This window comes from Paraburkholderia sp. J69-1 (assembly GCF_905220255.1).
Classification (GTDB): domain Bacteria; phylum Pseudomonadota; class Gammaproteobacteria; order Burkholderiales; family Burkholderiaceae; genus Paraburkholderia.
This window is the reverse complement of sequence record NZ_CAJMZG010000008.1, coordinates 215,891-236,123: the sequence shown is the minus strand read 5'-3', so window position 1 is coordinate 236,123 and position 20,233 is coordinate 215,891. Positions and strand designations below refer to the sequence as shown.

Here is a 20,233-nt window from a genome sequence, read left to right as displayed (position 1 = left end):
GGGTGTCAATCTGTGCCGGGCCCGATGTCACGGCGTTGATCCATGGCGAAGCGGCGGGTGCGGATCGGCAGTTGCGTTTGCGCCCCGATCAACACGCGCAATGCCCAGGTAACGCAAATTCGTAGCCTGGCGCACGATGCTTAAGTCCCACGGTCCTGTCTCACGGATCAACTCGGCAAGATAATTGAACGCCGCGTAGATATCGTAGGGCGAGTTTTTGGGCACAGGTAGCCGATACCAGAACGAGACTGAATTGATCGGTATGGAATGCGAGAGGTCTCCGACACCGACCGGAACAAAGAAGTCGCGCCGCTCGATTCGGGCTTCGTCGATTTTTTCGCCATAGACAACGCGCTGCAATCCCATTCGATCGAATTGCTCGTAGGGAATATGCGTTTCTATCTCGTCACCGACTTCAATACGGAATCCCGCCACTGAAGAGGTCGCGCCCGGCGCTTCGCTGACGCGATTGAAAATGAAGTACACCGCCATCGCGTCATCAACGTAATAGCAGTATTGCGTTTTTCCAGGCTGATCCAGTTTCAGTTCTGGCTCGCCCATCACCTGCGTGACGTCTTCGAACGAGATGTCACCTTTTATCCAGCGAAGTCCGAGTTTGGTGTAGCGAAGAAGTGCGGTTTGCTGCGCCGTCGACAGGGTTCTGGTCGGCATGTTAGGGCTCCCTGCCTGCGCCGCCGCGCCGGTCATGAGCATAGTCAAACTCATAAGCGCGACTACACTCGTCGGGTGGATGAGTCTTGAGAAGGAGGCCCATTCCTTCCTCCCAATAAGCAGCCGCCATGTCACCGCAGAAAAACGCATCGTTTTCCCACGGGCGCTGCGTGTAGTCACAGCGGCAACGCCAAGGCTCTTCAACCATCGCATCATAGGGTCGATCAATGTGTTGTCGTACTACAGCAGGCAATACCGCCTACACGCGACACAATGATCTTGTCAGGGATAGATTCATATACGAAGAATCCGAAAGTGCGCGCTGTTGGGCGCCCCGGTCACTCCCCAATCCACGACCCACGCAGATCGCTGTCGTGCAGCAATTGCAGCAGCGTCTGCGCCGGACGGCTCAGGCGCTTCGCCGCCAGTGCGATGAATTCCACATCGGGCAACACAGGCAGACTCGCGCCGTTGACCGGCGGCGCCAGTCCGCGCGCGGCCAGATATTGCGGGCGCACGGTAATCCCCAACCCGCCGCGCGCCGCCGCCACACAACCCGAATGACTGCTGCTCGTGCACACCACCTGCCAGCGAAAATCGGTCTGCGCCAACGCGTCGAGCACCACCGCGCGCGTCACGCTGGGCTCGGCGACCAGGATCAGCGGCAGTGGCTGCGTGAGATCCACGCTCGTGCCCGCGCGCGCGAGCCATTCGAGCCGGCCCGTAAATAACGCGGTGCCGCGTTTGTCGCCCAGACGCCGTTTACCCACCATCAGCTCGATCGCGCCCGAATCCAGCAGTTCGTATAGCTGCCCCGTCATGCCGATGGTGATTTCGAGTTCCACGTCCGGATGCGCGTTACGAAACGCCGTAAGCACCGTGGGTAGCGGGCCGAGCGCGATATCGTCGGAGCAGCCAAGGCGCACGCGCCCGCGCAGACGCGGCGCGCGAAATTGCGATTCGGCGCGATTGATCGCCTGAAGGATCGCGCCCGCATGCGCGAGCATCGCCTCGCCGTCGGGCGTGATCGCGAGCGAATGCGTGTCGCGCACAAAGAGACGCCGGCCGATTTCCTGTTCGAGACGGCGCACGTGTTCGCTGACACTCGACTGCGTGAAATCGAGCTGACGCGCCGCCTCGGTGAAGCTGTGGCAAGCCGCGACGGTCGCGAAGGATTTTAGCCAGATGGGATTGAGCATGGACTGAATGTCTTATTTGTTATCGTCAAACTGACTACATACATACGCTAATTGCAATTACTCAATGCACTGCCAACCGGGCTTGCGACCCACCCTATGACGTCACGCGCCTGATTGAAATCAAAGGGGCTCGACGTCGATCCCGAACACTCTGCGCTGAACATCACACGCACTCCTTTCCAAATATTTCAACGTGGTAATATCGCCCGGACATGGAATCCCGAGAGGACGCATGGAAACGATCACGACGATCGAAGGGCTCGATCAGAAAATCGCCGAGTGTCACCGCGCAGCTGCCATCTCTGACGCCGCGCTAAGAGACATGTTTCAGTCTTTTAACATGGCTCCCGTAGGTGTCGATCTCGATCCTTTCAGCGAGAAGTATCTGCTGGAACAAATGAATCTCTATCAGCAGATTGCGGGTAAGCCCTATAAGACGGAAAACGAGGCTTATCCCGTCGATGCAACAACGCTCGAAAAAGTCTTTCCTTACAGTACCCAATCACCCCGATTAATCGGATCGCAATACGCCGCAATTGCCGCGCTATTGAGCCGGATGCATATTGCCCCGCCCGCCCGCGTGATCGAATTCGGCGCCGGCTGGGGAAACATGGCGCTCGCGCTCGCGCAGTCGGGCTACGACGTCACGACCGTTGATATTGAAGAAAGCTTTTGCCGGCTCGTTCAGAAACGTGCTGCGCAACTCGACGTGAAGATTCGCTCGATCAATGACGACTTCCTGCTCTCGGAAAGGTTGGACGAAAAATTCGACGCTGCGATTTTCTTTGAATGCTTTCATCATTGCGCAGATCATCGCCGGTTGCTTCGCGCGCTGCACCGCATCATAAAACCGGGCGGCCACCTTTATTTCATCGCCGAACCCATTACCCAGAAATTCCCCGTGCCGTGGGGCGTTCGCCTCGATGGCGAATCGCTATGGGCTATCCGGCACCACGGCTGGCTCGAATTGGGATTTCAGGAAGATTACTTCCGCGAAGCGCTTCGCCGCGGCGGCTGGCAAGTGACGCATCATCCCACCGGCAACCTCACCACGACGATCTGGGACGCACAGGTCGGCAGCGGCACCAGCAACGCGATCGTCGAGACTGTGCGCCCGAAGCGCAATATCCTCGACCATCTGCGCGCGAAACTCTTTAGCTAACAGAACGCGTCTGTCTGGCACGAGGCTTCAAAGGCTCAGCGTCACTGGAATCGTATCTCTATGGCCTTGTTATCGCCATCCCCGATAACAGTCAGCGTCCTTAGTGGGGTTCCCGATTGCGGGCGATGACAATATCATGACGGGATTGCAGATCATTGCGCCGCGGGGCCGGGTGCGGCACGCACGCCGGGCACGACAAACCGCTCGCCGGCGCTCAGGAAGTCCCGATGAACAAGGATTCAAGCCAGACGGCGTTGCTGTGGATCGTCGCCGCAGGCTTTTTCATGCAGGCGCTCGACACCACGATCGTCAACACCGCGCTGCCCTCCATGGCGCACAGCCTCGGCGTCCAACCGCTCGTGATGCAGCCGGTGATCGTCGCCTACACGCTCACCATGGCGATGCTCACGCCCGCCTCCGGCTGGCTCGCCGACCGCTTCGGCACCCGCCGCGTCTACTTCGCCGCCATCCTCATTTTCGTGCTCGGCTCTGTGTGCTGCGCGAGTTCGCACACGCTCGGCCAGCTCGTGATCGCGCGCGTGCTGCAAGGCATCGGCGGGTCGATGTTGATGCCGATCGGCCGCCTCGCCGTGCTGCGCGCCGTGAGCGGCGAGCAATATGTCTCCGCGCTCGCGCTGATTTCGGTGGCCGGCCAGGTGGGCCCGATCGTCGGCCCGACGCTCGGCGGCTGGTTCGTGCAGGCCATCACGTGGCACTGGATCTTCCTGATCAACGTGCCGATCGGTCTTGCCGGCATGGCCGCGGTGCAACGTTATCTGCCGCGTGCGTCGGGCAGCGTCGCGCCGCCTTTCGATGTGGTGGGTTGTGCGCTGGTATCGCTGTGCATGATCGCGTTTTCGCTCGCCTTCGATGCGCCGGTGCAAACGCATCGCGCGGCGTGGTCGGCGGGACTATTCGCGCTGGGACTCGCTTCCGCGCTCGTCTATGTGCCGTATGCGCGCCGCCGCCGCGAGCCGCTGTTCAGACTCGCGCTGTTTGGCGAGCCTAATTTCAGTGTCGGTTTGATCGGCAATCTGGTGTGCCGGGTCGGGTCGAGCGCGGTGCCGTTTCTCGTGCCGTTGCTGATGCAACTCGAACTCGGCTATACGCCGCTGCACTCGGGTCTCATGATGCTGCCTGCCGCACTCGCGGGCACGGTGGCCAAGCGCTGGATCGCGCCGTTGATCCGCCGCTACGGCTACGACATGTTCCTGCTCGTGAATACCTTGATTGTGGGCGGCTCGATCGTTGCGTTCGCACTCATTTCGCGCGACACGCCAGTGATCGTCGAAATTATCGTGCTGGCCATCTTCGGCGCGGCCAATTCGATGCAGTTCGCGGCGATGAACAGCGTCACGCTCAAGGGCCTCTCCCACGAAGACGCGGGCAGCGGCAACAGTCTCTTTTCGATGGTGCAGATGCTGGCGATGGGACTGGGCGTGACGATCGGCGGTGCGCTCGTGAGCCTCGTTGAACAACATGGCGGAACGATGGCGCTCGGCTTTCGCGCGAGCTTCGCGGTGGTGGGCGCGATCACGCTGATTTCCGCGCTGATTTTCCGGCGCATTGAAGCCGAGCCAGGCGTCGCACCCGCAGCAGCAACAGCAGGCGTGACGCCCGCAACCGTGCCGACGTCATCAGGCCGTTCTTGAACCGGCGCGCGGTTTTCAGCGCACCGGCGCGTCCGGCTGCGCAGCGAGCCGGGTGAGCTTCAGAAAACGGTAATAGACGGTTTCGGCGTTATACACCGCGATGATGAGCCCCGCGCGGCCATCGAGAAAGCCGCGCCGCAGCACATAGGTGCGAATAAACGCCCACGCACCGCGCCCGAGCGCCTTTCTCACGCTGCTTTTCTTGCCGCCCGAGCGACGCTGTTCGGCGCCCAGCGTCGAATACGCGTCCATCTTGCGCAGCACGGTTTCGTAGCTGTCGTACGAGTAATGCAGCAGTTTGCCTTCGAGGCGTTTGCACGGCACGTCGTACACCAGACGCTCGTGCACGAGATCGCTCGAAAAGCGCGCGAGTTCGCGCGGAAACAGGCGCGGAATCCAGTCCGGATACCAGCCCGAGTGATAGATCCATTCGCCGCAGAAACTCGACAGCCGGTCCACCGCATAGGTCGCCAGTTCCGGCGCCATGACGGCCGTGCGGATCGAGTGCGCCAGTTCGGGCGTGACGATTTCGTCGGCGTCGAGCGAGAGTATCCACGGCGTGGACAACGCGGCAATCGCGCGATTCTTCTGCTCGCCGAAGCCGGGCCAGTCTGCGCTTTCGATCACGCGTGCGCCGTGCTGGCGCGCGATCTCGACGGTGTTGTCGGTGCTGCCGCTATCGAGCACGACGATCTCGCCGGCAAAACGCACGGACTGCAGGCATTCCGCCAGATGCTGCGCGGCGTTCATCGTGATGATCGCGACGCCTAGCTGCGCTACTTTCAAATCATCCTCGCTTGGTCATACTGCCGCGCAGCGGAACATGTCCACGTGCGCGGCGCGGATCAGCCGCTGCGACGGCCAGGACACATCGCAGCGCTTCCTGCCATCTCGGTGCCGCTCAGGCACGCGATCAGGCAGGCATTCGGGCAACCAATCAGGCCAGCGTCGATGCGTGCGGCACGATCACTGCGCCCTGCGGGCCGCCACCGCCGCCATGGCCACCAGGACCGCCACCACCGCCGCCACCGCCACCGCCAGGACCCCAGCCGCCGGGGCCGCCCGGGCCGCAGAAAGGAAACAGGCAACAACCGCTGAGCGCCGTCGCCAGCGCAACTACACCCGCAAGGGCGATCAATCGTTTCATGCTCATACTCTTCGTCAAACAGTGTGTGTCGTGCGAACGCGGCGCGGCGGACAAAGCCCTGCGCCAACGATCCACATCATGATGGGGCCTATGCTTGCAGACCAGGGCGGATTCGTGGTTACCCACGGTTACGCAGCCTTTCCTTACCTTGCCGCGCAGCCCCGCTTTTCGCGCTCGATCGACGCTCGCCAGAAGGCTGTCGAGCCACGGCAAGCGTCGCCGCGTGACGCTTATGCACGTCGGATAGTGCTCGCGGCGCGGGCTCGATCAGATACTTAGCAATGCAGAATGCTCAAGATCGCCACCGATCTCGTGCGCGCCGCCGGCTGCGGCGGAGGAAAGATTGAGAAAGGCATCGTCGGGGCAAAAGACGTAGCCATCGCGATATCGCGTCTGGATGTACTGGCGTCCGCAAGGCGACAGACCCAGCAGTTTGCGCAGCCGGAACACCACCACATCGAGGCTGCGTGCATGCAGTTTCGAATTGCGGTCGAGCATGCTCAGAATGCGCTCGCGCGAAAGCGGACGCATGCGGTTCGCCGCGAACACGGTCAGCACGGCTAGCGCCAGCGGCGGCGCTGCAATGCGCGAGCCGTTCTTGAACAACTGATTGCCGACCGCGTCGATTTCGAAACCGTCGAACGCATAGCGCGCTTCCTTGCGCGGCGAATTCGGCAGATCGATCTTGCAGCGCAGCGCGTGGCGCATGCGCGCGAGCAGTTCGCGCGGATCGTACGGATCGACGAGGAAATCGTTGGCGCCCAGTTCGAACGCCAGCACCTTGTCGGCTACATCGTTGGAGCGGCTGACGATGATGACGGGCACCGCATAACCTGCTTCGCGCAGGCTGCGCAATGCGCCGATACCGTCGATCTCGCACGCTTCATGACGAAGAATGATGAGCGACGGCATTTCGCGCGCGAGCCGCTGTTCCAGCCCTTGTGCGCCATAGAGCACAGACATGTCGATCTGCTGGCGCTGCAGATAGCTGCGCAGGTTGTCACGAGACACCTGATCCGGCTCGACAACAAGCACATGAATATCCATCGATCTGTCCCTCGCCAGGTAATTGCAGGCCATCGCTCGTGCCTCGCGCCCTGGGCGCAGCGGTCGATTCGATGTGCGACGGATGATACGGAACAACCGTGGAGGAAAAAGAGGTGAAAACTGGAGAAAATGTGGATTCGTACCGCGCATGCGACCCTGAAGCGCCGCTTCGGGTGAAAATAACGCTTGATTCATCACATTTATTGTTCCGGCCCTGCGCCTCATGAAAGCCAGCATCACGTCCAAACTTTTTCTCGCGATTCTGTCCGCGTGCGTCATCGCGGCCGTCGCCATGGGCGTGGCCATTCGCGCGAGTTTCGAATTCGGCTTTGTGGATTTTCTGCAGGAGCAGGCAAAGACCGAACGCGCCTCGCTCGAACAGGAACTGGAAGCGTCCTATGCCAAGCACGGCAACTGGGATGCGATCCGCGAGCAGACGCGGGGGGCGCCGCCGTTTGGTGGCGGCCCGTTTGGCGAAGGTCCGCCGCCGGGCGACATGCCGGGCCTCAATGCTCCCGGTGCGCCGAATAATGTGACCATGCCGGGCGCGCCCGGCGGCATGCCTGGGGCGAACGGTCCGGGTGTTCCTGGTGCGCCGGGTGTTCCGGGCGCTCCGGCTGGCCCTGGCGCGCCAGGCGATCCGGGTGGTCCCAGCAGCCCCGGCGGCCCGGCCGCGCCCAACGGCACGGGCGGCAGCATGCCCTTCTTCGGCCCCACCGACCCGGCCAATCCGTGGCGTCCGCACCGCCCGCCGTTTACGCTCTACGACGCGCAGATGAACCAGGTGACGAAGGCGGGACCGCCTGCGCCGCCCGATTCCGTGCGCCATCCGCTCAAGGTCAACGGACAGATCGTCGGCTGGATTGCCGTCTCCGGGCCCGCCGAACTCATCAGCCAGGCCGAGGTGCGCTTCAAGAACCGCCAGATGCAGGCCACCTGGATCATCGTGGGCTTCACCGCGCTGCTCTCGGCCGTGATGGCGATCGTGCTCGCCCGCACCCTGCTCACGCCGATCAAGCGCATCGTCACGGCCACGCACCGGCTTGCGGGCGGCGACTACGCCACGCGCATCCCCGCCAAAGGCAGCGACGAACTGCAGATGCTCGCGAACGACTTCAACCGTCTCGCGGCCTCGCTGGAGAAAGCCGAAGGCGACCGCCGCGACTTTATCGCCGATGTCTCGCACGAATTGCGCACGCCGCTTTCGGTGCTGCGCGGCGAGCTCGAAGCCATCGAAGACGGCGTGCGCCGCCCCGACGCGGCCACCATCACCTCGCTGCAGGCGGAAGTGGCCATGCTCAGCCAGTTGATCGACGATCTCTACGAACTCTCGCTCGCCGATATCGGGCAACTGTCGTTCGAGAAAGTGCCGCTCGATCTCGCGCCGATTGTGGAGGCCTCGTGCGACGCGTTTCGCGAGCGCCTCGCGGCCAAGCAGATCGCCCTCGAATTCGAGTCCGGCGACGAACACGTCACGCTCTCGGGCGACCCGTACCGTCTCACGCAGCTCTGGAAAAACCTGCTGGAAAACGCCCTGCGTTACACCAACGCAGGCGGGCGCGTACACGTCGCGATCACGTCCGACGATGACGCGCTCTACGTCGATGTTCAGGATTCCTTTCCGCCTGTTCCGGCACCGCTGTTACCGCATCTATTCGACCGCTTTTTCCGCGTCGACCCGTCCCGTAGCCGCCAGAGCGGCGGCGCGGGGCTTGGACTTGCGCTGTGCAAGCGCATCGTGGAAAAACACGGCGGCACCATCGAGGCATCGCGCTCGCCGCTCGGAGGCCTGCGCATCCTCGTCCAACTTCCACGTCTACACCAACAATGATTGATCCGACCACCCGGCCTTCCATCCTGATCGTCGAAGACGAGCCCAAGCTCGCGGCGCTGCTTGCCGACTATCTGGCCAAGGAAGATTTTGCAACCACCATTCTCGCGGACGGCCGCGAAGTCGTGCCCTACGTGCGCGAGCATGCGCCCTCGATGGTGCTGCTCGACCTGATGCTGCCGGGACGCAGCGGTCTGGAAGTGTGCCGCGAATTGCGTACGTTTTCTGCCGTACCGGTGATGATCATCACCGCGCGCGTGGACGAAATCGATCGCCTGCTCGGCCTCGAACTGGGCGCCGACGACTACGTCTGCAAACCGTTCAGCCCGCGCGAAGTGGTCGCGCGCGTCAAGGCAATCCTGCGCCGCGCCGAATTGCTGTCGCGCGCGCATCAGGAAGCGGAAGGCAACATGCCCACGCCGTTTGCCATCGACGTGCCGCATCACGCCGCGCGTCTGGACGGCCGCGACCTGCACCTCACGCCGATTGAATTCCGCCTGCTCGCGCTGCTGCACGCAGGCGCGGGCCGCATCTACGCGCGCGATTATCTGTTGCGCGCGCTGTACGACGACCATCGCGTGGTCGCCGATCGCACCATCGATTCACACGTCAAAAACCTGCGCCGCAAGATCCAGGCAATCCGCCCGGATCAGGACATGATCCGCTCGATCTATGGCGTGGGTTATCGGCTGGAAATGGAGCCGATCGAAGAATGAGGCCAGCGCCAGCGCCAGCATATTGAACGCCGGCGCCAGACTTACTCTTCGGTCATCCGCGCAAACGCGGAAAGCACGCGCGAGCACGTCAAGGTCTCGCGCCAGAAGCGCTCCTTCAGCGATGCGCCCGGCAACCATTGCCACGGCAGCACCACCTGCGCATTGCCCCAGGCCGGACGCCAGCGCTGCGCCACCGCGCGGCGCCGGAACAGGCTCAGCGTGGGAACGCCGAGATTCGCGGCCAGATGACCCACACCCGAATCGTTGCCGATAAACCAGCCCGATTCATACAGCCAGCCTGCCAGCCCGTCCAGGCTCGAAAACGTATGGACTGCAAAGCGACTGAGCAGCAGCGAATTCCAGCGCGGCAACTCGTCGGGCGCCATAACGAAAGCCACCTCATAGCCCCATCGTTCGAGATTGCGCGCAAGGCTCAGGAAGCGCTGCGGCAGCCAGCGCTTGTCCGGCGTGCTGGCTTCGGGGTGAATCACCACGCGCCGCGTATAGCGGCGATGCTGCAAACCGGCGCGCGGCGCAATGCCGTTTTCGGTGTGGACGGCAGGCAGATTGAATTCCGCGCGACAGAATTCCGTGAAGCGCGTCACCATAGGCGGATTGCTCACATCGTCCGTGAGCGGATCGAGAATCCGCACGTTGTCATGCAACGAAGCGAGATCGCGCACCGGCTGGTGAACGTGCATCTGCAGCACGGTATCCCACGGCGCGAGCGTCTCGCGCCATTGCGCATCGGCAGGCAGCGGGCGGATATCGACATCGGGAAACCACGCGCGCAACGCCCAGGACGCGCGCCCGAACACGGCGACTTCGGCGCCCTGATCGAGCAGATTGCGCGCGATCACCATCAACAGCAACGTATCGCCGAGCGCGTGCGACGTGATGATCGCGACACGGCGGTCAAGCTTGACAAACCCCTCCTTCACGCAAGCGCCTCCTGCAACTGCTGGAAGGCCCGCGCGACGCGCGACACCGAAAGCGTGTATTTCCAGTAGCGCTCGCGCAGACGCGCCGTCGGCAGATAGCCGCCGATCACCACGCGCCCGATGCCCCAGCCCGGTTGCCAGGTGCGCGCGAGACCGCGCCGCATGAACAGCGAGAGCGTCGGCACCTGCAGACACGACGCCAGATGACCGATGCCGGAATCGTTGCCGATAAACCAGCCCGATTCGTAGATCCACGCGGCGACGTTATCGAGCGAGCCCAGCTCCGGCAGCCCGATCCCATACGATTCGACATGCGTCCAGGCCGCGCGCTCCTGCGGCGCGACCACGAATTGCGGCTGAAAACCCAGCTTGCGCAGACGCAGCGCGAGCCGGATAAAGCGCGACGGCAGCCAGCACTTGTCGTGCGTGCTCGCAGTCGGATGAATGGCAATGCGATTGTGAAAGCGGCGCGGCTGCAAGCCGGCCGGCGCGGTCATGCCGTTGTGCTTGACGGCGTCGGCGAGGCCGAGTTCATCGCGGCAGAAATGCATGAGACGATCGGCCATCGATTTCGTCGAACGCGCGCGGCAGGCCGGTTCGAGCAGGATCAGATCGGCCAGCGGCAAGGCGGGATCGGCGATGGGCCCGTTGCGGCGCATCGCGATCACGTGATCGAAGCCGGGCAACAAGGTGCGAGCGGTGTCGCTCGTGAGTTCAGGCTGGATGTCGATGCCGGGAAACCAGGCCGCCAGCGTGACGGCATTTCTGCCGAATACGCTGACCGTCATGCCGTTTTCGCGCAGATTGCGCACGACAATCATCATCAACAAAGAGTCGCCCAGCGCGGACGACAAAACCACGGCCACGCGGGAGGCCGGCTGCAAAGGTCGCATCGTAATTCCATTCAGAGCGGCCTTCGGCGAGCTGGACCATCATCTGCCGTACGACGCTCACGAGTTACTCAAAACATTGGATGAGAATGAGCGGCAGCTTAGCGCGCGAATAATTTCAGTCGGTTACCCTTGCGTTACAGTGAGTAACGCTGCAAACAGGCGAAATTCGCGCGTAGAGCCGCAAAAAACGTATAAAACGCAGCGCGCGAATATCGCGCAGAAATATGCGTTAATAAGAGGCGCTAGCGCAGTAACCCATTTGCAGCAGCATTCGACTATCGTGGCGTCATCGCAACCTGCCACTGACCCGCCATGACCACGCACCGTTTCTTTTTCTGCGAACGCGTCACACACGCGGGAGTGCTTGCGCATGGCTGAGGGTGTAACTGCCGTAGTGCGCCAGATCAGCTCGGCAGACCTGAGCGCGGACGGCGAATTCCTGCTGATCCACGACGGCGACGCCACGGCGGCGCTGCACCGCTCGGTCTTCAACGACCTGCTGGTTGCGCTGCCGAATGCAATGGAAAAAATCCAGCGCATCGACAACAGTCCCGCTCCCTCGTTCACGCTGATGCAGGCGCGTGGTTGCGAAGTCGGCCGGCTCGACGGCACGCGCCAGCTCGTGATCCGCTTCCGTTTATCGAGAACCGCCAGCCTGTCGTTTACGGTGCCGTGCGAACAGATTCCCGGCATTGTCGAAGCGCTCGAGACCGCCGCACACCACGAGGCCACGCGGCCCACTCCCGCCACATGGCTGCAGTGACGCCGCGCGCATTCCCCGGTTTTACCGCAATCCCCTGCTGACCTCGCCCACCTTGATCCTGCGTCACGTAGTGCGCGGCTTTCGTTTGAAGCCCCTGATTTCCCTGTTGCTCGTCGCGCCCGGATTCGCGCCGCCGCTGGCGCACGCGCAACTCGCGGGCGCGGCCGCACAGCCGGCGGCGTTGCCCGACGCCGCGAGCGACGCCTACGCCCTGCGGGTCGATCCGCAATTGCAGGAACATCCGCTGCAATCGGGCCAGAAAAGCGGCACGGCCGCGCTCGGCGATTCGATGACCGGCACCGAGAATAACGATTACTCGCTGCACGGCAACGCGGAATTGCGCCGCTACGACTCGGTCATCAAAGGCGACTATCTTCACTACTTCGAAGACAGCGACACTGCCGACGCCTACGGCCACGTGGGCCTGACCGAAGGCGGTGCGACCTTCTTCGGCCCGTACGCGCACATGCGCATCGAAGCGAATCAAGGCTACATCAGTACACCTCACTATCAGTTCGTGATCAACGGCGGCTGGGGCACCGCCGCGCGCGCGGATGTGCTCGACAACGAACGCGCCGAAATCCACGACGGCACCTATTCGACCTGCCACTGCAGCGGCGAACCCGCGTGGTATCTGCGCGCCTCGCGCTTCGACATGGACAGCGGCACGGACACGGGCGTCGCGCACAATGCGGTGCTGTTTTTTCAGGGCTTTCCGCTATTCGCGAGCCCATGGCTCTCGTTCCCGCTTTCGGACGACCGGCGCAGCGGCCTGTTGCCGCCGACGTTCTCGTTCAGCTCATCGAGCGGCTTCGATCTGTCGACGCCGATCTACGTCAACATCGCGCCGAACTACGACCTGACGCTGACGCCGCGCATCATCAGCCGCCGCGGCGAAGTGATGAGTGCCGACTTCCGCTACCTGGGCAGCGACTACAGCGGCGAATTCTCCGGCCTGATCCTGCCGCACGACGCGCTCACGAAGACCGACCGCTACTCGCTGTCGATCAAGCACGACTGGCAGATTGGCTCGGGCTTTTCGGCCTATGTGAATTACAACCGCGTATCGGACGCGAGCGTCAACACGGACCTCATCTCCGCAGGCCAGACCTTCCTGGGCTCGACCACGCTATACGACCAGGAAGCGGGCTTGCGCTACGCGAACGGCCCGTGGTCGGTTCTGCTGCGCGAACAGCACTGGCAATCGTATTCGGGCGACACGATCTACAACCGCGAACCGCAGATCAACGTGAATTACGCGCGTTACAACGTGGGCGGCCTGGACTTTGGCGCGGAAGCCGACGCCTCGCGCTTCACGATGTCGAGTAGCGACGTGGCGCAGGGCAACCGCTTCGTGTTCAACCCGTACGTATCGATGCCGATTGTGCGGCCCTCGTGGTACATCACGCCGAAGGTGCAATGGCACTTTGCGGCTTACGACCTCTCATCGCTGGGCAGCGACCCGGTGGCGGGCCAGCCGCGCAACTTCTCGGTCAACGTGCCGACGGTCAGCGTGGACTCGGGCATGACATTCGAGCGCAGCGTCACGCTATTCGGCCGCTCCTATATCCAGACGCTGGAGCCGAGGCTCTACTACGTCTACACGCCCTATCGCAACCAGAACTACGCGCCGCTATTCGACACGGCGCAAAGCGACTTCGGCCTGGCGGAGATATTCAGCACCAATAGTTTCGTAGGCAACGACCGTATCGCGGACGCGAACCGCATCACGGCGGCGATCACGACACGCTTCGTGGACGCCGCGACGGGCTCGGAAGCCGCGCGCTTCGTGCTGGCACAGCAATACAACTTCACGACCCCGCGCGTGACCTTGATTGCGGACGGCAGCACCACGGACCTGACGCGTACGGGGGTGATTGCGGGCGGATCGTTGAATATCGGCAACCACTTCAAAGCCGAACAGGCATTCGAGTACAACGAATCGAATTCCTCGCTATCGCACACGAGCACAGGGGTCTCCTGGGCGCCGGCGCGAGGCGAAGTCGTGAACGTGGCGTACCGCTACACGCGCCCGGACTCGACTGATTCGAGCGACGACTACGAACCGGTGAGCCAGTTCATCGTCTCGGGCCAATGGCCGTTGAGCCGACACCTGTCGAGCGTTGCGCGGGTGAATTACGACATGCACGTACACCGCCTGATAGCGGGCCTGGTGGGATTCCAGTACGACGCCGACTGCTGGTCGCTGGGGATAGCATTCGAGAAGTACACGAACGAAACGAGTTCGACGACCGTCCCCAGCACAGGAAGCAGAGTGCTGATGCAACTGCAATTAAAGGGACTATCGAAGGTAGACAACGGCTTGTTGAATCAATTCAAGGACAACGTCCCAGGCTACTCCCCGCTGCCGGATAGCAGCACCCCGATATCGAAATTCACGGATTACCAGTAAAAAGCACACTGGTTTGAATGAACCCAACGGCGCGCGCAGCGCCGCCGGATGAGCGGGCGCCTTGTCACTGAGTGGTATGGTGCGGGGGACCGGATGCCCCTATACCATTCCCCCTAAAAGGCGGTTTGCCAACTGCGTCACACTAGCGGTGTGAGCGGCTTTCTTTTGCCTACTTTTCTTTGCCGCTGCAAAGAAAAGTAGGTGCCGCCCCGCACAGGGGCGACGCTAATAGACCGACACGAAAGCAGGAAAAAGCCAACAGCAAAACAAACCAAAAACGAGAACAAACCAGAAACACCCCAATTTAACGCGCATAAATTTCATTAAAAATAAAAGTCAACCCATGCGCTTTAAATACAAAACAAAAACCATTCAGCCCTATAGAACAACGTTCGATGCGAGCCGCATCCAAGGTTGATTTCACCACAACAATACTGGATGATTCCGCGTCGACCCTAATCGATTTGATCATCCAAAATGTCAAACACAATCAACTCACTGAAAAACAGGCGCGAAAAAATCTATCATCCGCTGATGATCGCAGCGGGGGTATTACTGTGGATCATGGTGATATCGGCGATCGGATCGCACTGGGACGACCCAAAAACAGGAGCGATGATCAAGCTCTACGTTGGCTACGGCGTAGCGATCGTGATTTTCCTCTGGATCGCCGCACTCGCCTATCGCGCCACGGCGTTCGGCAATATGATCCTGCTAGGACCGAAACAGTTTCCCGAACTTCACGCCATGGTCGTTGAAGGCGCCAGTGAGATCGGCCTCAACGAACCGCCGAAGACGTTTCTCTATAACTCCCACGGCGTATTCAATGCTTTTGCGCGACGCCTGTTTGGCGGACGCTATGTATTCCTGACTTCGGCGCTTGTCGAAGCCAGCAGCGACGCACAGGTGCGGTTTGTCATTGGCCACGAACTGGGCCATCATGCAGCCGGCCACCTGAATCCCTGGATCAACACGTTGAAACTGCCGGCGAAACTCATCCCGTTTCTCGGTAAAGCCTATTCTCGCTCGCGCGAATATACATGCGACAACGCAGGCGCGTATTTGTCGAAAGATTTCCACGCCTCGCGCAGTGCATTGCAGATGCTCGGCTGCGGCTGCAAGCGACTCAACAGCGCCATGAATTGCGATGCGTTTGTCGAGCAGGAAGCCATGGTCCCGCCGATCTTCGGCTTTCTGACCGAGATCTGCCGCTCGCATCCGCGACTGACGCGCCGCGTGGCCGCCATCAGATCGACCGTTCAGAACACGTCGGGCGCGAGTCTGGCGAATAACGTGTTCGAGCCGGGTTTCCGCCAGGAACAACCTGAATCCGGCCGCTAAACGATCTTCTTCAATGGCGCGCGGCGGATAGCCATTCCGCCGTGCCCCTACGCATGAGGAAACGTCAAAATAAACCGCGTACTGCGTTCATCACTTTCGGCCCGCACCTTTCCACCGTGCAACTCCATCACCGAACGCACAATCGCGAGCCCCAACCCCGCCGACGCCCCAGCAGAATCAGCCACCTGCGCCCGCGAAGGATCGACGCGATAGAACCGCTCGAAAATACGCTCGAGAAACTCAGCAGGAATTGGCGCACCGGGATTTTCGACTACTACATCGATTGAATCCCCGCGTACCGCTACCGCCAGCAATATCGCCCCGCCCGCCGGCGTATAGCGCAAGGCATTGGCAATAAGATTACTCAGCGCGCGCCGGAACAACTCGACATCGGCGCTCAATTGCGCGTCGCCCTCCACGCGAATGCTTATTCCTGCCTCATCCGCGAGACCTTCAAAATACTCGACGATCCGCTCAAGTTCGTCACGCAGATCAAACTCGCGCCGACGCATTTCAAACCGCGGATGCTCCGCCCGCGCCAGAAAAATCACATTCTCGATCATGCGCGAAAGCCGCTCGCATTCTTCCAGATTGGAAGCGAGCACCACCTGATATTCCTCATCGGAACGCGGTCGCGCGAGCGCAATTTCGGTCGCGCCACGCAGATTGCCAAGCGGTGTGCGCATATCGTGCGCAAGATCGGTCGTGAATTGGGAAAGCCGCTGAAACCCCGCGTGCAGCCGTTCGAGCATCGCGTTGAGCGAGGCCACCAAAGTCGCCAGTTCAGCGGGAATATGTTTGACGCGAATAGGTTGATCGAGCCGATAAGCCGTCACTTCGCGCGCCTGATCGGCAATCTGTCGCAAGGGCCGCAACGCCAGCCGCACCAGCGCATAACTGCCGAGCAGCACGACCAGCGTACCGACACTCCCCGCCAGCCACAGGGTATCGCGATACGAGTCGAGCAGTTCGAGCGGCCCGCGCAGATCGCGCGCAATTCCCACGCGTACCGTCTCGCCATTACGCAGCGCGACGTCCAGCGCAATACTGCGCACGGGCACGCCCTGCGCGCTGCGCCATTCGCGGATCGCGGTATCGATAATGCGCGCATTTGGCGCGAGCACGAGTGCGCCGGCACGGGAGGGCGAGAGATCGACATCGTCGGCGGTGACGGCATGCGTGGGCGGTTTGGGCGGTTCGTCGAAGGTCTCGCCTTCGTCATGCGCCGAAACGGTAGCGCCCTGCGCATCGACGATACGCATGGCCATCGCCTGATTGCCCAGCACCGCGCTGGAAAGCCGTTGCGCGTGCAACCGTGCATCCTGCGTCGAAGCCAGTTCGGCGGCCAGCCGGCGCACGTGACGCGCCGCCAGCACGATTTCCTGATCGTCCTGTTTGCGCACCTGATGCGCGAGCGCCACATAGAGATACCAGCCGACGCAGGCAAACACCGCGAGCGTCGTCGCGCTGAATACCAGCGCCAGCGTGAGCGCGAGCGAGCGGCGCGCCATCAGGAAGCGTCCTTTTCTTCCATCACGTAGCCCACGCCGCGTACCGTGTGGATCAATTTACTCGTATAGCCTTCGTCGATTTTCGCGCGCAGACGCCGGATTGCGACTTCGACGACATTGGTATCGCTGTCGAAATTCATATCCCAGACGAACGAAGCGATCTGCGTGCGGCTCAGCACTTCGCCCTGGCGGCGCGCGAGCAATTGCAGCAGGGAAAATTCGCGTGGCGTGAGGTCGATACGGGTCGTGCCGCGTTTGACGCGGCGGCGAATCACGTCGATTTCCAGATCGGCGATGCGCATCATTTCCGCTTCGCGCGGCGGCCCGCGGCGCGCCAGCGTGCGCACGCGCGCGAGCAGTTCGACAAAGGCGAATGGTTTGACCAGGTAGTCGTCGCCGCCCAGTTCGAGGCCTTGCACGCGGTCGGCGACATCGTCGCGCGCGGTGAGAAAAAGCACCGGCGTCGCGCGCGTCGCCCGCAGGCGTTTGAGCACCTGCCAACCGTCGAGCACGGGCAGCATCACGTCGAGCACGATGACGTCGTACTCCTCTTCCTGCGCAAGCAGCAGCCCTTGAGCGCCATCGGTTGCCAGATCGACACTGCAACCGGATTCTTCGAGGCCTTTCTTGACATAGGCCCCCGCCTTTGGCTCGTCTTCGATTACGAGGACTCGCATACGCATTCTCCCGCCTTCATGGTGGGACGATTTTACCCAAAGCCGCATGGGCCAAGCGTCCGCCGGGCTGACCGGCGGATTACATTTTCGACATCTTGCCGGCTCAGTGATGACGGTAGAGCACCTTCAGTGCGGACGCGTGCGCGGTGCTGCCCGATTGCGAGCTTTCCGCGGTTGCGGTGCCGTAACCGCTGTTGCCCGCCTTGGCCGACGACGTGGCCGACGTGGTGGTGGCGCCATTCGGGTCATGCTCGTGCGAAACATGCTGCGTGCCGCTTTGTTCGGCCTGCACGACCTGCGGCTGGACGAAGGCGCGCGAGATATGCTGGTCCTGTGCAAACGCGAACGCGGGAAGCATCGTAGTACTGACGATAAGCGCAGCAAGCAGACGGTTTTTCATGGTAAGGCTCCTGAATCAAGGCAAAAAGTGATTGAAGCGCGCGCCAGAGCGATCTCGCCTTGCACGCCGCGACTTCATGAATATCGCGAAGTCGGAGCCATTTTGGGCGTCGCCAACTTAAGGGAATCTGAATCTCCGGCCAGATAACAAAACCGTAATGAAGCGGTTATCCGGGCGACACTTCGGCCGCCATTTGCACATAAAAGGGGCGGAACATCGGCGCAGGATCGCCACTCACACGAGAACAATTCTCATTTACTTATGCGCAATCGCCGTGTAAGCTACGCGACGATTTCTTTACAACCGCCGCTCAACGCCGGGCTTCACGCCGCATGACCGCCCTTCCGCCTTCCGCCCAACTCGAGATCGACACGCTTTACCGTGCGCATCACGGTTGGCTGCATGGCTGGCTGCGCCGCAAGCTCGGTTGCGCCCATCGCGCCAGCGATCTGGCGCACGACACCTTCATGCGCCTGCTGGCGCGCGAAGAGCCGATCGAAGCGCGCGAACCGCGCGCGCTGCTCACGACCGTCGCCCAGCGGGTGCTTTACAACCACTGGCGCCACGAGCAGGTCGAGCGCGCGTATCTGGAAGCGCTCGCGCAGGTGCCAGAGGCGCTCGCGCCTTCGCCGGAAGATCAGGCCGTGCTGCTCGAAACGCTCTGCGAAATCGACCGGCTGCTCGACGGTTTGCCGGTGATCGTCAAGCGTGCGTTTCTGCTCGCGCAACTCGACGGCGCCACGCATGCCGAAATCGGCGCGGCGCTGGGCATTTCGCTCGCGACCGTCAAACGCCATCTCGCGAAAGCGGCGGCGCAGTGCTTTTTCGCGCTTTGAGCATCATGCCGATGCGTTCCGCTGCGTCCACTCATCCGTCCAGCCAGCCGACCAATATTCCACCCGACATCGCCCATCGCGCGGTCGAATGGTGGCTCGATCTGGGCACGGGCGCGGTGACGCAGGCGCAGCGCGATGCGCTCGACGCATGGCGCGCCGAACATGCCGATCACGAACGCGCCTGGCAGCATATCCAGGCCGTTTCGCAGCGCTTCCAGTCGATCGGGCAAGGCGCGTCCGCGCATGCCGCGCGCGCGGCGCTCACACGTAGCGGCGCACAGCGCCGACGCTCGACGGTCAAGGCGTTGGCCTTGTTGTTCTTCGCGGGCGGCGCGACGTGGAGCGCGCGCCATCGCAACGCGTGGCCCGGCTGGACCGCCGATATGCACACGGCGACCGGCGAAATCCGCACCTATGCACTCGACGACGGCACGCAGTTGACGCTCAACACGGGATCGGCGGTCGATTTGCGCTTCACCTCGAACGAGCGGCGCATCGTGCTGCGGCGGGGCGAAATCATGGTGGTGACCGGCCACGGCAACAACACCGCCGGACGCCCCTTTATCGTGCAGACCGCGCAAGGCACGGCCACGCCGCTGGGCACGCGCTTTTCGGTGCGCCAGCAGGCCGACGCGACGCGGCTCGCCGTGTTCGAAGGCGCCGTGCGTATCGTGCCCGGCGACGCGCCTGGCGCTGCACGCACGCTCGGCGCGGGCGAATCTGCGAACTTCACCGCGCAAGCAATCAGCGCGGTCGATGCAGTTTCGAATGAAGACTCCGCGTGGACGCGCGGCATGCTCGTCGCCAACGACATGCGGCTTGCCGATTTTCTCGGCGAACTGTCGCGCTATCGCGAAGGCGTCGTGCGTTGCGATCCGCGCGTGGCGTCGCTGCGCGTTTCCGGCACGTATCTGCTCGCCGATACCGATCGCGTGCTCGATACCCTCGCGCAGGCGCTGCCATTACGCGCCGATTACCTGACGCGTTACTGGGTCACCGTCGCCCCGGCGCGCGGCTGATTCACCGATACAA

At 62.1% G+C, this 20,233-nt stretch carries 19 protein-coding genes; 9 read left to right on the top strand and 10 right to left on the bottom strand.

Features of this window, described 5'->3' with window-relative positions:
- Positions 1 to 27: 27 nt before the first annotated feature.
- A complete protein-coding gene (locus U5A67_RS16820) occupies positions 28 to 672 on the bottom strand; it encodes a hypothetical protein (protein WP_321815302.1) in 645 nt (214 codons plus the stop codon).
- A 338-nt stretch (positions 673 to 1,010) separates the two neighbouring features.
- Positions 1,011 to 1,871 (bottom strand): LysR family transcriptional regulator, encoded by an 861-nt coding sequence (locus tag U5A67_RS16815; protein WP_321815303.1) that lies wholly within the window; start codon positions 1,869 to 1,871, stop codon positions 1,011 to 1,013.
- A gap of 232 nt (positions 1,872 to 2,103) precedes the next feature.
- On the opposite strand from U5A67_RS16815, the gene U5A67_RS16810 reads away from it, so the two are divergent.
- Together U5A67_RS16810 and U5A67_RS16805 are read left to right on the top strand one after the other, a co-directional pair.
- Positions 2,104 to 3,033, top strand: a complete 930-nt coding sequence (locus tag U5A67_RS16810; RefSeq protein ID WP_321815304.1) for a class I SAM-dependent methyltransferase — start codon at positions 2,104 to 2,106, stop codon at positions 3,031 to 3,033.
- Positions 3,034 to 3,188: 155 nt separating this feature from the next.
- Entirely contained in the window at positions 3,189 to 4,685 is a 1,497-nt protein-coding gene (locus U5A67_RS16805; RefSeq protein WP_321815305.1) for a DHA2 family efflux MFS transporter permease subunit, read from the top strand.
- Between the two features lie 15 nt (positions 4,686 to 4,700).
- Here U5A67_RS16805 and U5A67_RS16800 read toward each other — a convergent pair whose 3' ends face one another.
- The 3 genes from U5A67_RS16800 to U5A67_RS16790 form a co-directional block, all read right to left on the bottom strand.
- The gene (locus U5A67_RS16800) at positions 4,701 to 5,471 is read right to left on the bottom strand and encodes a glycosyltransferase family 2 protein (protein ID WP_205985954.1); all 771 of its coding nucleotides are present in this window, start codon (positions 5,469 to 5,471) and stop codon (positions 4,701 to 4,703) included.
- A gap of 151 nt (positions 5,472 to 5,622) precedes the next feature.
- Positions 5,623 to 5,832, bottom strand: a complete 210-nt coding sequence (locus tag U5A67_RS16795) for a hypothetical protein (protein ID WP_321815306.1) — start codon at positions 5,830 to 5,832, stop codon at positions 5,623 to 5,625.
- 267 nt (positions 5,833 to 6,099) lie between these two features.
- Positions 6,100 to 6,879, bottom strand: a complete 780-nt coding sequence (locus tag U5A67_RS16790) for a response regulator transcription factor (protein WP_321815307.1) — start codon at positions 6,877 to 6,879, stop codon at positions 6,100 to 6,102.
- Between the two features lie 223 nt (positions 6,880 to 7,102).
- Between U5A67_RS16790 and U5A67_RS16785 the strand changes: the two genes are divergently transcribed.
- Complete coding sequence (locus tag U5A67_RS16785; RefSeq protein ID WP_321815308.1) at positions 7,103 to 8,710, top strand: ATP-binding protein; 1,608 nt, start codon at positions 7,103 to 7,105, stop codon at positions 8,708 to 8,710.
- Entirely contained in the window at positions 8,707 to 9,426 is a 720-nt protein-coding gene (locus tag U5A67_RS16780; protein WP_205985940.1) for a response regulator, read from the top strand. Before U5A67_RS16785 ends, U5A67_RS16780 begins: the two co-directional genes overlap by 4 nt.
- A gap of 41 nt (positions 9,427 to 9,467) precedes the next feature.
- Here U5A67_RS16780 and U5A67_RS16775 read toward each other — a convergent pair whose 3' ends face one another.
- Both U5A67_RS16775 and U5A67_RS16770 read right to left on the bottom strand, forming a co-directional pair.
- A complete protein-coding gene (locus U5A67_RS16775) occupies positions 9,468 to 10,367 on the bottom strand; it encodes a glycosyltransferase family 9 protein (protein ID WP_321815309.1) in 900 nt (299 codons plus the stop codon).
- Positions 10,364 to 11,260: a glycosyltransferase family 9 protein gene (locus U5A67_RS16770; protein WP_321815310.1), complete on the bottom strand. Its 897-nt coding sequence runs from the start codon at positions 11,258 to 11,260 to the stop codon at positions 10,364 to 10,366. The genes U5A67_RS16775 and U5A67_RS16770 overlap by 4 nt, the downstream gene beginning before the upstream one ends.
- A 370-nt stretch (positions 11,261 to 11,630) precedes the next feature.
- On the opposite strand from U5A67_RS16770, the gene U5A67_RS16765 reads away from it, so the two are divergent.
- The 3 genes from U5A67_RS16765 (at position 11,631) to U5A67_RS16755 (ending at position 15,777) form a co-directional block, all read left to right on the top strand.
- Complete coding sequence (locus U5A67_RS16765; protein WP_205985942.1) at positions 11,631 to 12,023, top strand: hypothetical protein; 393 nt, start codon at positions 11,631 to 11,633, stop codon at positions 12,021 to 12,023.
- Between the two features lie 85 nt (positions 12,024 to 12,108).
- Complete coding sequence (locus U5A67_RS16760) at positions 12,109 to 14,436, top strand: LPS-assembly protein LptD (RefSeq protein ID WP_321815311.1); 2,328 nt, start codon at positions 12,109 to 12,111, stop codon at positions 14,434 to 14,436.
- A gap of 477 nt (positions 14,437 to 14,913) precedes the next feature.
- Positions 14,914 to 15,777, top strand: coding sequence for a M48 family metallopeptidase (locus tag U5A67_RS16755; protein ID WP_321815312.1), 864 nt, complete (start codon positions 14,914 to 14,916; stop codon positions 15,775 to 15,777).
- Between the two features lie 47 nt (positions 15,778 to 15,824).
- Here the strand turns inward: U5A67_RS16755 and U5A67_RS16750 are convergent, their stop codons facing one another.
- The 3 genes from U5A67_RS16750 to U5A67_RS16740 all read right to left on the bottom strand — a co-directional run bounded on the left by U5A67_RS16750 (position 15,825) and on the right by U5A67_RS16740 (position 18,365).
- On the bottom strand, positions 15,825 to 17,288 hold the full coding sequence (locus U5A67_RS16750) for a heavy metal sensor histidine kinase (RefSeq protein WP_321815313.1): 1,464 nt from the start codon (positions 17,286 to 17,288) through the stop codon (positions 15,825 to 15,827).
- Positions 17,288 to 17,965, bottom strand: a complete 678-nt coding sequence (locus U5A67_RS16745; RefSeq protein WP_205987266.1) for a heavy metal response regulator transcription factor — start codon at positions 17,963 to 17,965, stop codon at positions 17,288 to 17,290. The genes U5A67_RS16750 and U5A67_RS16745 overlap by 1 nt, the downstream gene beginning before the upstream one ends.
- A gap of 103 nt (positions 17,966 to 18,068) precedes the next feature.
- Positions 18,069 to 18,365, bottom strand: coding sequence for a hypothetical protein (locus tag U5A67_RS16740; RefSeq protein WP_321815314.1), 297 nt, complete (start codon positions 18,363 to 18,365; stop codon positions 18,069 to 18,071).
- Between the two features lie 332 nt (positions 18,366 to 18,697).
- Between U5A67_RS16740 and U5A67_RS16735 the strand changes: the two genes are divergently transcribed.
- Both U5A67_RS16735 and U5A67_RS16730 read left to right on the top strand, forming a co-directional pair.
- Positions 18,698 to 19,201: a sigma-70 family RNA polymerase sigma factor gene (locus U5A67_RS16735; protein ID WP_321815315.1), complete on the top strand. Its 504-nt coding sequence runs from the start codon at positions 18,698 to 18,700 to the stop codon at positions 19,199 to 19,201.
- A gap of 5 nt (positions 19,202 to 19,206) precedes the next feature.
- Positions 19,207 to 20,220, top strand: coding sequence for a FecR domain-containing protein (locus tag U5A67_RS16730; protein WP_415767848.1), 1,014 nt, complete (start codon positions 19,207 to 19,209; stop codon positions 20,218 to 20,220).
- Positions 20,221 to 20,233 lie beyond the last annotated feature (13 nt).

What these genes read in the sequence shown, in the direction of transcription:
- U5A67_RS16795 (WP_321815306.1), bottom strand. Translation starts at nt 5,832, where the DNA reads ATGAAACGATTGATCGCCCTTGCGGGTGTAGTTGCGCTGGCGACGGCG.
- U5A67_RS16820 (WP_321815302.1), bottom strand. Translation starts at nt 672, where the DNA reads ATGCCGACCAGAACCCTGTCGACGGCGCAGCAAACCGCACTTCTTCGC.
- U5A67_RS16780 (WP_205985940.1), top strand. Translation starts at nt 8,707, where the DNA reads ATGATTGATCCGACCACCCGGCCTTCCATCCTGATCGTCGAAGACGAG.
- U5A67_RS16755 (WP_321815312.1), top strand. Translation starts at nt 14,914, where the DNA reads ATGTCAAACACAATCAACTCACTGAAAAACAGGCGCGAAAAAATCTAT.
- U5A67_RS16785 (WP_321815308.1), top strand. Translation starts at nt 7,103, where the DNA reads ATGAAAGCCAGCATCACGTCCAAACTTTTTCTCGCGATTCTGTCCGCG.
- U5A67_RS16790 (WP_321815307.1), bottom strand. Translation starts at nt 6,879, where the DNA reads ATGGATATTCATGTGCTTGTTGTCGAGCCGGATCAGGTGTCTCGTGAC.
- U5A67_RS16750 (WP_321815313.1), bottom strand. Translation starts at nt 17,288, where the DNA reads ATGGCGCGCCGCTCGCTCGCGCTCACGCTGGCGCTGGTATTCAGCGCG.
- U5A67_RS16745 (WP_205987266.1), bottom strand. Translation starts at nt 17,965, where the DNA reads ATGCGAGTCCTCGTAATCGAAGACGAGCCAAAGGCGGGGGCCTATGTC.
- U5A67_RS16735 (WP_321815315.1), top strand. Translation starts at nt 18,698, where the DNA reads ATGACCGCCCTTCCGCCTTCCGCCCAACTCGAGATCGACACGCTTTAC.
- U5A67_RS16810 (WP_321815304.1), top strand. Translation starts at nt 2,104, where the DNA reads ATGGAAACGATCACGACGATCGAAGGGCTCGATCAGAAAATCGCCGAG.
- U5A67_RS16765 (WP_205985942.1), top strand. Translation starts at nt 11,631, where the DNA reads ATGGCTGAGGGTGTAACTGCCGTAGTGCGCCAGATCAGCTCGGCAGAC.
- U5A67_RS16815 (WP_321815303.1), bottom strand. Translation starts at nt 1,871, where the DNA reads ATGCTCAATCCCATCTGGCTAAAATCCTTCGCGACCGTCGCGGCTTGC.
- U5A67_RS16770 (WP_321815310.1), bottom strand. Translation starts at nt 11,260, where the DNA reads ATGCGACCTTTGCAGCCGGCCTCCCGCGTGGCCGTGGTTTTGTCGTCC.
- U5A67_RS16730 (WP_415767848.1), top strand. Translation starts at nt 19,207, where the DNA reads ATGCCGATGCGTTCCGCTGCGTCCACTCATCCGTCCAGCCAGCCGACC.
- U5A67_RS16740 (WP_321815314.1), bottom strand. Translation starts at nt 18,365, where the DNA reads ATGAAAAACCGTCTGCTTGCTGCGCTTATCGTCAGTACTACGATGCTT.